The organism is Streptomyces sp. NPDC127177 (genome assembly GCF_042672475.1).
Taxonomy (GTDB): domain Bacteria; phylum Actinomycetota; class Actinomycetes; order Streptomycetales; family Streptomycetaceae; genus Streptomyces.
Genome location: NZ_JBHXUW010000083.1, coordinates 21,808 through 31,548 on the forward strand (window position 1 = coordinate 21,808; position 9,741 = coordinate 31,548).

General features: G+C 72.3%; 7 protein-coding genes. 4 read left to right on the top strand and 3 right to left on the bottom strand.

Annotated elements, in window-relative coordinates:
• Positions 1-119: 119 nt before the first annotated feature.
• Positions 120-4,172, top strand: coding sequence for a molybdopterin-dependent oxidoreductase (locus tag ACFVJX_RS33295; RefSeq protein WP_384135594.1), 4,053 nt, complete (start codon positions 120-122; stop codon positions 4,170-4,172).
• A gap of 171 nt (positions 4,173-4,343) precedes the next feature.
• On the opposite strand, the gene ACFVJX_RS33300 is transcribed toward ACFVJX_RS33295, so the two are convergent.
• Positions 4,344-4,649 (bottom strand): UBP-type zinc finger domain-containing protein, encoded by a 306-nt coding sequence (locus ACFVJX_RS33300; protein WP_384135562.1) that lies wholly within the window; start codon positions 4,647-4,649, stop codon positions 4,344-4,346.
• 180 nt (positions 4,650-4,829) lie between these two features.
• Between ACFVJX_RS33300 and ACFVJX_RS33305 the strand changes: the two genes are divergently transcribed.
• Positions 4,830-6,317, top strand: a complete 1,488-nt coding sequence (locus ACFVJX_RS33305; protein ID WP_384135560.1) for a DNA-3-methyladenine glycosylase 2 family protein — start codon at positions 4,830-4,832, stop codon at positions 6,315-6,317.
• Complete coding sequence (locus ACFVJX_RS33310) at positions 6,314-6,838, top strand: methylated-DNA--[protein]-cysteine S-methyltransferase (RefSeq protein WP_384135558.1); 525 nt, start codon at positions 6,314-6,316, stop codon at positions 6,836-6,838. The genes ACFVJX_RS33305 and ACFVJX_RS33310 overlap by 4 nt, the downstream gene beginning before the upstream one ends.
• 74 nt (positions 6,839-6,912) lie before the next feature.
• Here ACFVJX_RS33310 and ACFVJX_RS33315 read toward each other — a convergent pair whose 3' ends face one another.
• Entirely contained in the window at positions 6,913-7,497 is a 585-nt protein-coding gene (locus tag ACFVJX_RS33315) for a TMEM165/GDT1 family protein (RefSeq protein ID WP_384135556.1), read from the bottom strand.
• Between the two features lie 268 nt (positions 7,498-7,765).
• On the bottom strand, positions 7,766-8,257 hold the full coding sequence (locus ACFVJX_RS33320; RefSeq protein ID WP_384135554.1) for an NUDIX domain-containing protein: 492 nt from the start codon (positions 8,255-8,257) through the stop codon (positions 7,766-7,768).
• 121 nt (positions 8,258-8,378) lie between these two features.
• On the opposite strand from ACFVJX_RS33320, the gene ACFVJX_RS33325 reads away from it, so the two are divergent.
• Positions 8,379-9,506, top strand: a complete 1,128-nt coding sequence (locus ACFVJX_RS33325; RefSeq protein ID WP_384135552.1) for a glycerate kinase — start codon at positions 8,379-8,381, stop codon at positions 9,504-9,506.
• The last annotated feature ends 235 nt before the right edge of the window (positions 9,507-9,741 follow it).

Sequence of the window (9,741 nt, forward strand, 5' to 3'; positions counted from 1 at the left end):
TCGTACCGTCGGGGCCACGATCCCATCCACGGGAAGGTCCCCCGGTGCCCCCAGAGAGCTCGTCGGCCGCCGTCGCCCCGGTACGGACGGTCTGCTCGTACTGCGGGGTGGGCTGCGGCATGCTGCTCGACATCGGCTCCGGCCCCGACGGCCGCAGGAAGGTACTCAAGGCGTCGGGCGACAAGGCCCATCCCGCCAACTTCGGCCGGCTGTGCACCAAGGGCGCGACGACGGCCGACATGCTCCGTGCCCCCGGCCGGCTGACCACCGCACTCGTGCGGCCCGAGCGTGGCGCCGAGCCCGTAGCGGCGGCCGTCGACGAGGCGATCACCGATACGGCACACCGGCTGCGGGCGGTCCTCGACGAGCACGGACCGGACGCCGTCGCCTTCTACGTGTCCGGCCAGATGAGCCTGGAGGCCCAGTACCTGGCCAACAAGCTGGCCAAGGGCTTCATACGGACCAACCGGATCGAGTCCAACTCACGTCTGTGCATGGCGAGTGCGGGCAGCGGCTACAAGCTCTCCCTGGGAGCCGACGGCCCGCCCGGCTCGTACCAGGACTTCGAGAAGGCGGACGTCTTCCTCGTCATCGGCTCCAACATGGCCGACTGCCACCCGATTCTCTTCCTGCGCATGATGGAACGGGTGAAGGCGGGCGCCCGGCTGATCGTCGTCGACCCGCGCCGCACCGCCACCGCCGACAAGGCCGGCCTCTTCCTCCGGATCAACCCGGGAACCGATCTGGCCCTCCTCAACGGCCTGCTGCACCTCCTCCACGAGAACGGGCACACCGACCCCGGGTTCATCGCCGGGCACACCGAGGGCTGGGAGGCCATGCCGGAGTTCCTGGCTGCCTACCGGCCCGCCGCCGTATCCGAGATCACCGGCATCCCGGAGGCGGACATCCGCCGGGCGGCGCAGTGGATCGGCGAGGCGGGGGAGTGGATGAGCTGCTGGACCATGGGGCTGAACCAGTCCACGCACGGCACCTGGAACACCAACGCGACTATCAACCTGCACCTGGCCACCGGCGCGATCTGCCGGCCCGGCAGCGGCCCCTTCTCGCTCACCGGCCAGCCCAACGCCATGGGCGGCCGCGAGATGGGATACATGGGGCCCGGGCTGCCCGGGCAGCGGTCGGTGCTCGTGGACGAGGACCGTGCTTTCGTCGAGGACCTCTGGGGCCTGGAACCCGGCACCGTGCGCAAGGACGGGTCCGGCAAGGGCACCGTCGACATGTTCCAGCGGATGGCGGCGGGCGAGATCAAGGCCTGCTGGATCATCTGCACCAACCCCGTCGCATCCGTCGCCAACCGGCGCACCGTCATCGAAGCCCTGGAGACGGCCGAACTCGTCATCACCCAGGACGTGTTCGCGGACACCGAGACCAACTCCTACGCCGACGTCGTGCTGCCCGGCGCGCTGTGGAGCGAGAGCGAGGGCGTCCTGATCAACAGCGAACGCAACCTCACCCTCGCCAGGCCGGCCGTGGACCCGCCCGGTGAGGCCCTGCCGGACTGGCGGATCATCGCGCGGATCGCCTGCGCGATGGGATACGCCGACGCCTTCGGCTACGACAGTGCCGAGGAGATCTTCGAGGAGATCAAACGGGCCGCGAACCCGGTCACCGGCTACGACCTGTGCGGTGTGACGTACGAGCGGCTGCGCACCACCCCCGTGCAGTGGCCCGCCCCGACGGCCGACGGGCCCGACCGCAACCCGATCCGCTACCTCGCCGAGGACGGCGCTCCGGTCTTCCCGACGGCGTCCGGACGCGCCGTCTTCTTCGCCCGTCCGCACGTCCCGGCCGCGGAGATGCCGGACGACGACTACCCGTTCGTCCTCAACACCGGCCGTCTGCCGCACCAGTGGCACACCCTCACCAAGACCGGGAAGGTCGCCAAGCTCAACAGGCTCGACCCGGCGCCGTTCGTCGAACTCCATCCCGAGGACGCGGAACGCCTCGGGATCGCCGCGGGCGACTCGGTCGAGGTCGCCTCGCGGCGCGGCCGGGCCGTGCTGCCCGCCGTGGTGACGGACCGGGTGCGGCCTGGCTGCTGCTTCGCGCCCTTCCACTGGAACGACCTGTTCGGCGAGTACCTCAGCGTCAACGCGGTGACCAGCGACGCCGTGGACCCGGTCTCCTTCCAGCCGGAGTTCAAGATGTGCGCGGTGACGCTCGCGAAGGTGGCCCCCGCCCCCCTCCCCCCTCCGGCGCCCGGCGCCGCCCCCGCCGTACGGCGGGCGGAGCCCGCGCCGAGCGGTGACCGGACCGGCGCCGCGGCCGTGTTCGGGCTGGAGAGCACCCCGCCGCCCGTACTCGCCGAGCACGAACGCCAGTACCTGGCCGGATTCCTGGCCGGCCTGCCGACGGGCATGCCGGGCGTTCCCGTACTGCCGCCCGGCGCACCCTTCGGCGAGGACCACGCGCGCTGGGTGAACGGCGCGCTCGCCGGGATGTACTCGCGGGCGCCGCGGACCGCCGGGGAACCCGCCACGCCGGCCCCCACCAGCGGCCGTGAGGTGGTCGTGCTGTGGGCCTCACAGACCGGCAACGCCGAGGAGTTCGCCACGGCCGCCACCGACCGGCTGACCGCGACCGGACACCGGGCCAGGCTCGTCGGCATGGACGAGGCCGACCCGCGGACCCTCCCGCCCGCCGCCGACCTCCTGCTGATCACCAGCACCTTCGGCGACGGCGACGCACCCGACAACGGCTCCGGGTTCTGGGAGGCCCTGACGGCCGCGGACCTTCCACCCCTGGACGGCCGGCGATACGCGGTCCTGGCCTTCGGGGACTCCTCGTACGACGACTTCTGCGGACACGGCCGCCGCCTCGACCAGCGGCTCGACGAGCTGGGAGCCGTACGGCTGGCCCCGCGCACCGACTGCGAACCCGACTACGAGCCCTCCGCCCTGAGCTGGCTGGACCGGGTGCTCGCAGGTCTCACCGCGCAGCCGACGACCACCGCGCCGGCTGCCGCTCCGGCCGTGCCCGCAGCTCCCGCTGCCGTGCCCGCCGCTCCCACTGCCGTACCCGTGCGCGGCGCCAAGCCGGCGCCCGTGACGGCCCGGCTGACCGGGAACCGGCTCCTCAGCCTCCCCGGCGCGGGCAAGGAGGTCCGCCGGTTCACGTTCGACACCCGCGGCGCCGACGGCCCGCTCCTCTACGAGGCCGGTGACGCCCTCGCCGTACACCCCGTCAACAGCACCGGCCTGGTGGCCGAATGGCTTTCCGTCACCGGACTCGACGCCGACGCCGCCATCGAGGTCGCCGGTTCCGGCGGGCTCCGGCTGGCCGACGCGCTCCACAGCCGCCTGGACATCACCGGACTCACCCCCGCCCTGCTGGGGTTCATCACCGAGCGCACCGGTGACCGTGCCCTGAAGAAGATGCTGCGCCCCGACAACAAGGGCGAGCTGGCCCGCTGGTCCTGGGGCCGCCAAGCCGTCGACGTCCTCGCCGAGTACCCGGTCCGCGCCACGGCGCAGGAGTGGGCCGGCATCCTCAAACGACTCCAGCCCCGGCTGTACTCGATATCGTCCAGCCCGCTCACCGAACCCCACCGGGTGTCCCTGACCGTCTCCGTCGTCCGGTACGAGAACCTGCACGGCCGCCCCCGCAACGGGGTGTGCTCACCCTTCCTCGCGGACGCGGCCCCGGACGCCCCCGTCTCCGTCGCCGTCCGGCGCGCGCCTCACTTCCGGCCCCCGCCCGGCCCCGACACCCCCTTGGTGATGGTCGGCCCGGGAACCGGCGTCGCCCCGTTCATCGGCTTCCTGGAGGAGCGCCGGGCACGCCGCCACCGCGGCCCCAACTGGCTCTTCTTCGGCGAACAGCACCGCGCCACCGACTTCTACTACGAGGACGAGCTGACCGCCTTCCTCGCCGACGGCACCCTCACCCGCCTGGACACCGCCTTCTCGCGCGACCAGCGCGCCAAGGTCTACGTGCAGGACCGGATGCGCGAGCACGGCGCCAAGCTCTGGTCCTGGCTCCGCGACGGCGCCCACTTCCACGTCTGCGGCGACGCCGCCCGCATGGCCAAGGACGTCGACCGGGCGCTGCGCGACATCGCCGTCACCCACGGCAGACTCGACGAGGACGGAGCGGCTCTCCACGTCAAGCAACTCGCCGCCGACAAGCGGTATGTGCGCGACGTCTACTGACCGGTGCGGGCCGACGGAAGAGGCCCGGCCCGCCGGAAGATGTGGCGCACGGACACCGGGAGGAGCCGTGGTGAGCATGTGCGCACACGGCTTCGCCCGAACAGCTGCTGGATCTGGCCTGACACACGTCGGGCAGCGTCCCGGACGCCCAGGAGAGCCGATGGCGCGCTCTCAGGCCGCCCGGGGCGGTCCGGCTCCCTCGACCTCGAAGGTCAGCTGGTCCTCGTAGCACCACCACCAGCTCTCGCCCGGTTCGTAGGAGCGGATGAGGGGGTGTCCGCTGGCGGAGCGGTGCGCGGTGGCGTGCTTGTTGCGGGAGGAGTCGCAGCATCCGACATGTCCGCAGGTCTGGCACTCGCGCAGATGTACCCAGCTGTCGCCGAGGGCGACACACTCCGTGCAGGAGTCGGCACTGTCCGGGGTCACCGGCCCCACCTGTTGCAGATGCGGGCAGAGCGGTTCGTGTGCGTTACCCATCGTCGCGTCTCCTTCCCGTCGCCAACCGGTCTCCCCCGTCCCATTCTCATTCGAAGTCGGGGACGGGGCGAGGGGAGTGGGAGCGGCGGGAACGACAGGGCCGCGGGGCGGTGCAGGCAGCCCGAGGCTGATGTCGGATTCTCGCCAGCCCCGCCCTGCCCGGTGTCCCATGCTTGAACCATGCACACCGACACCGAGCGCTGCGTACGGGCCGTCCGGTCGAAGGACGCCCGCTTCGACGGCTGGTTCTTCACGGCGGTCCTGACCACCCGGATCTACTGCCGGCCGAGCTGCCCCGTCGTGCCGCCCAAGGTCGAGAACATGACCTTCTACCCGAGCTCCGCCGCCTGCCAGCAGGCCGGGTTCCGGGCCTGCAAGCGGTGCCGGCCCGACACCAGCCCGGGATCGCCGGAGTGGAACGCCCGCGCCGACTCCGTCGCCCGCGCGATGCGTCTCATCCGGGACGGAGTCGTCGACCGGGAAGGGGTGCCGGGTCTGGCCGTCCGGCTCGGCTACTCGGCCCGCCAGATCGAGCGGCAGCTCCTCGCGGAGCTGGGGGCGGGGCCGCTGGCCCTGGCCAGGGCGCAGCGGGCCCAGACCGCGCGGGTACTCATCGAGACCACCGCGCTGCCCATGGCCGAGGTGGCGTTCGCGGCCGGCTTCTCCTCGATCCGCACCTTCAACGACACCGTCCGCGAGGTCTTCGCCCTCTCGCCGGGGGAGCTGCGCACCCGAGCCACCGGATCGAGCAGGCCGCCCGCCACACCCGGCGTGATAGCGCTCCGGCTCCCGTACCGGGCACCGCTCAACCCCAGCAACCTCTTCGGGCACCTCGCCGCTACGGCCGTCCCCGGTGTGGAGGAGTGGCGAGACGGGGCCTACCGCCGCACGCTCGACCTGCCCCACGGGCACGGCATCGTCGCCCTCACCCCGCACCCCGACCACATCGCCTGCCGGCTCTCGCTCACCGACCCGCGCGATCTCACCCTGGCCATCAGCCGCTGCCGCTGGCTGCTGGACCTCGACGCCGATCCGGTCGCGGTCGACGGACAGCTGCGCTCCGACCCGCTGCTCGGACCGCTGGTCGACAAGGCGCCGGGGCGGCGGGTGCCGAGGACCGTGGACGGTGCGGAGTTCGCCGTCCGGGCGGTGCTCGGCCAGCAGGTGTCGACGGCCGCCGCCCGTACGCACGCGGCCCGGCTGGTCTCCGCCCACGGCATGCCCGTGGACGACTCCGAGGGCGGTCTCACCCATCTCTTCCCGTCGTCCGCGGCACTGGCCGGACTCGACCCCGAGCAGCTGGCCCTGCCGCGCAGCCGGCGCCGGACCCTCACCACCCTGGTGGAGGCCCTGGCGGACGGTTCGCTGCGGCTGGGCACCGACACCGACTGGGAGAGGGCACGGGCCGAACTGGCCGCGCTGCCCGGCTTCGGGCCATGGACCGTCGAGGTCATCGCCATGCGGGCACTCGGTGATCCGGACGCCTTCCTGCCGACGGACCTCGGCATCCGGCGGTCCGCGCAGGAACTGGGACTTCCCTCGACACCGGCCGCGCTCACCGCCCGCGCCGCGGCCTGGCGGCCCTGGCGGGCGTACGCGGTCCAGTACCTGTGGACCGTCGACGACCACCCCATCAACCACCTTCCCGCACAAGGAAGTCCATCGTGACCACACCACACGCCGGCACGGCACGCCGGCAGCACACCGTGACCGACAGCCCCTACGGCAGGCTGACGCTCGTCGCCACCGACGGAGTCCTCGCCGGCCTCTACATGACCGATCAGCGCCACCGGCCGCCCGAGGAGACCTTCGGCGAGCCGGACCCCGCCCCCTTCGACGAGACGATCCGGCAGCTGGACGCCTACTTCGCCGGTGAACTCCGGGAGTTCGACCTCCCTCTGCACCTCGACGGCACCCCGTTCCAGCGCAGCGTCTGGGCGCAGCTCCGGCAGATTCCGTACGGGGAGACCCGCTCGTACGGCGAACTGGCCGGGATCCTCGGCAAATCCGGCGCCTCGCGTGCGGTGGGACTGGCCAACGGCAAGAATCCGATCGGCATCATCGTGCCCTGCCACCGGGTGATCGGGGCGTCCGGGAGCCTCACCGGATACGGCGGCGGACTCGACCGCAAGCAACGGCTGCTGGCCTTCGAGAACGGCATGGGGGACACCGCCCCGGCGCTCTTCTAGCGGGCTCGGCGGCGTGCGGTACGGGAAAGGGCTCCGCGGCGCGCGGAGCCCTTTCCCGTACCGGCCTGAGCGGTTCAGCCGGTAAAGATCTCGATGACCGTCCAGATCGCGAGTCCCAGCATGCACAGCCCGCCGATGCGCTGAACCGTCTTGAGCGGTACCCGCTTGGCGATGAAGCGCCCGGCGAGCAGTGCCAGCGCCGACACGGACATCAGAGCCGCGGCGGACCCGATCGCCGTGGACCAGGCGCCGTTGCTCGCCGCCAGGTTCGCCGTCGTGATCTGGGTGAGGTCGCCCCACTCGCTGATGAACACCGCCATGAACGCGGTCGAGTACACGGGCCAGAAGCCGGTCACGGTCTTCGGGCCGTCCTCGTCGTCCTCGTCGCCCGCGTCGGCCCGCAGGAGCATGAACGCGGCGAACGCGAAGAGGGATGCCGAGACGAGCTTGACGATCCAGCCGGGCAGCAGCCCGAGAAGACCGCCCGCGCCGACCGCGATGGCGACATGGACGATGAACGCGGACGACGTACCGAACCAGACGTAGAGCGGGCGCATGCGCGTGCCCATGGCCAGCGACGCGAACATCGTCTTGTCGGGGAGTTCCGCGAGGAAGATCAGCCCGAAAGCGGTGAGGATCGCCAGGGGGTCGAGATGCATTCCGGGTGGCTTTCTGTAGGAGCCGGGCCCCGGGTCTTCCGCGAAGTGCCGTTCGGGCTTTTCGGAGGACCACTCGGCCCGGCATGACGGCAGCACCCACGGGACGTGGACGCGTCATACCTGACCGAAGGTCTCGCCCGCCCGTGACCATCCACGAACCCGGCCACCGGGAACCCGGAGGTTCCAGTGTGTCGACGACCGGTTTGCAGGGCTACTCCCCTTCGCAGCCATCAACATTACCGCACGCGGCGGCCCGGACCCCCCTCCGTCAGCCGACGGGCCGGCCGTCCTCCAGCTCCGCGGTGCCGGCGCCCGAGTCCAGCACGTCCAGCGCGGCCCGCACCCGCCGATGGAGCCGCTCGGGCAGATGGCTGCCGAGTTCCGCCCGGTCGACCAGCCTCCAGGACAGCAGCTCCTCCTCCTGGACGCGCACGGCCTTCAGCTGCTGCTCGTCCAGGACGCCGCCGTCGTACAGGTAGGCGACGATCGGCGGCCGGTCGGTGCCACGCGCCCAGTCGACGACGAGCAGCCGGCCCGGTTCCAGATCGAGCCCGATCTCCTCGGCCGACTCGCGCCTGGCCCCCTGGCGGGGCGTCTCTCCGTCCGCCGACTCGATCGTGCCGCCGGGCAGCGCCCAGTCCTCCCGGTAGTTCGGCTCCACGAGCAGCAGCCGTCCCCGGGCGTCGCGGAAGAGGCAGGCCGCGCCCGCGAGCACCTTGGGAAGTCCGGAGATATACGTGGCGTAGTCATCTGTGGTCACGCGGTCAGCGTAGCGAGCCGGTGTCGCGGGTCCAGGGCACGGACACCCATGGGCAGGGAGCGGGTGGTCCGGATAGGGTCGGGGCGGCGCGACTGCCTGTTCGAAAGCAAAGGGAATCAAGGTGACGGACGGAGCAGTGACCGCACGCGTGCTCGTCGCGGCGGACAAGTTCAAGGGCTCGCTCACGGCTGTACAGGTCGCGGAGCGGGTGACGGCCGGGCTGCGGCGCATCGCACCCGAGGTGCGGGTCGAGACCCTGCCCGTGGCGGACGGCGGCGACGGCACGGTGGCCGCCGCGGTGGCCGCCGGATTCGAGCGACGCGAAGCACGGGTGACCGGGCCGCTGGGGGAGCCGGTGACCGCGGCGTACGCCCTGCGCGACACCACCGCCGTGGTGGAGATGGCCGAGGCATCGGGGCTCCAGCATCTGCCCGAGGGCGTGTTCGCCCCGCTCACCGCGACCACCCACGGCTCCGGCGAACTGCTGCTCGCCGCCCTCGAAGCGGGCGCGCGGACCATTGTGTTCGGGGTCGGGGGCAGTGCGACCACGGACGGCGGGGCGGGCATGCTGACCGCACTCGGCGCGAGGTTCCTCGACGCGGACGGCAAGCCCGTCGGCCCCGGCGGCGGCGGACTCGCCGACCTCGCATCGGCCGATCTGTCCGGGCTCGACCCGCGGCTCACCGGGATCGACCTGGTCCTCGCGAGCGATGTCGACAACCCGCTGACCGGACCGAAGGGTGCGCCCGAGGTGTACGGGCGGCAGAAGGGCGCGACCGAGGAGGACATCGCGGTCCTGGACGCGGCACTCGCCCACTACGCGTCCGTGCTGGGGCCCGGCCACGCCGAGCTGCCGGGTGCGGGGGCCGCGGGGGGTATCGGTTACGGGGCGCTGGTCGCCCTCGGCGCGCGGTTCCGGCCGGGTATCGAGGTCATGCTCGATGTCCTCGGCTTCGCGCCCGCGCTGGAGCGGGCGACGCTGGTGATCACCGGCGAGGGCTCGCTCGACGAGCAGACCCTGCACGGCAAGGCCCCGGCCGGGGTCGCCGCGGCTGCCCGCGCGGCGGGCATCGAGGTCGTCGCTGTCTGCGGCCGCCTCGCGCTGGCGCCGGAGGTACTCGGACGGGCCGGGATCCGCCGTGCGTACGCGCTCACCGCGCTGGAACCCGATCCCGCGGTGTGCATGGCCCAGGCGGGGCCGCTGCTGGAACGGGCGGCGGAGTCCATCGCGCGAGACTTCCTGCTCTGACACCTTCAGACCCCGCTCCAACGCCTTCACGCCCCGCTCCGACACCATCGAGCCCCTCCGGGGACTGAGGAGCGGGGGTACGGGGGTAGATCCCCCGTACCCCGGGCCCGCACTGCTCCACCGCTGTGCGCGCGCACAAGAAACAACCTTCCGCCCTGGTCGCCCGCAGCGTCCCGGCAGCGGGCCGTGGACCGGCGGTCCGACCGCTGCTGGTCTGGGGCTGCACGGCGAATCG

Bases quoted from the DNA above. Each gene is read 5' to 3' on its own strand.
- ACFVJX_RS33300 (WP_384135562.1), bottom strand. From the start codon at position 4,649: ATGGGTAACGCACACGAACCGCTCTGCCCGCATCTGCAACAGGTGGGG.
- ACFVJX_RS33305 (WP_384135560.1), top strand. From the start codon at position 4,830: ATGCACACCGACACCGAGCGCTGCGTACGGGCCGTCCGGTCGAAGGAC.
- ACFVJX_RS33295 (WP_384135594.1), top strand. From the start codon at position 120: ATGCTGCTCGACATCGGCTCCGGCCCCGACGGCCGCAGGAAGGTACTC.
- ACFVJX_RS33315 (WP_384135556.1), bottom strand. From the start codon at position 7,497: ATGCATCTCGACCCCCTGGCGATCCTCACCGCTTTCGGGCTGATCTTC.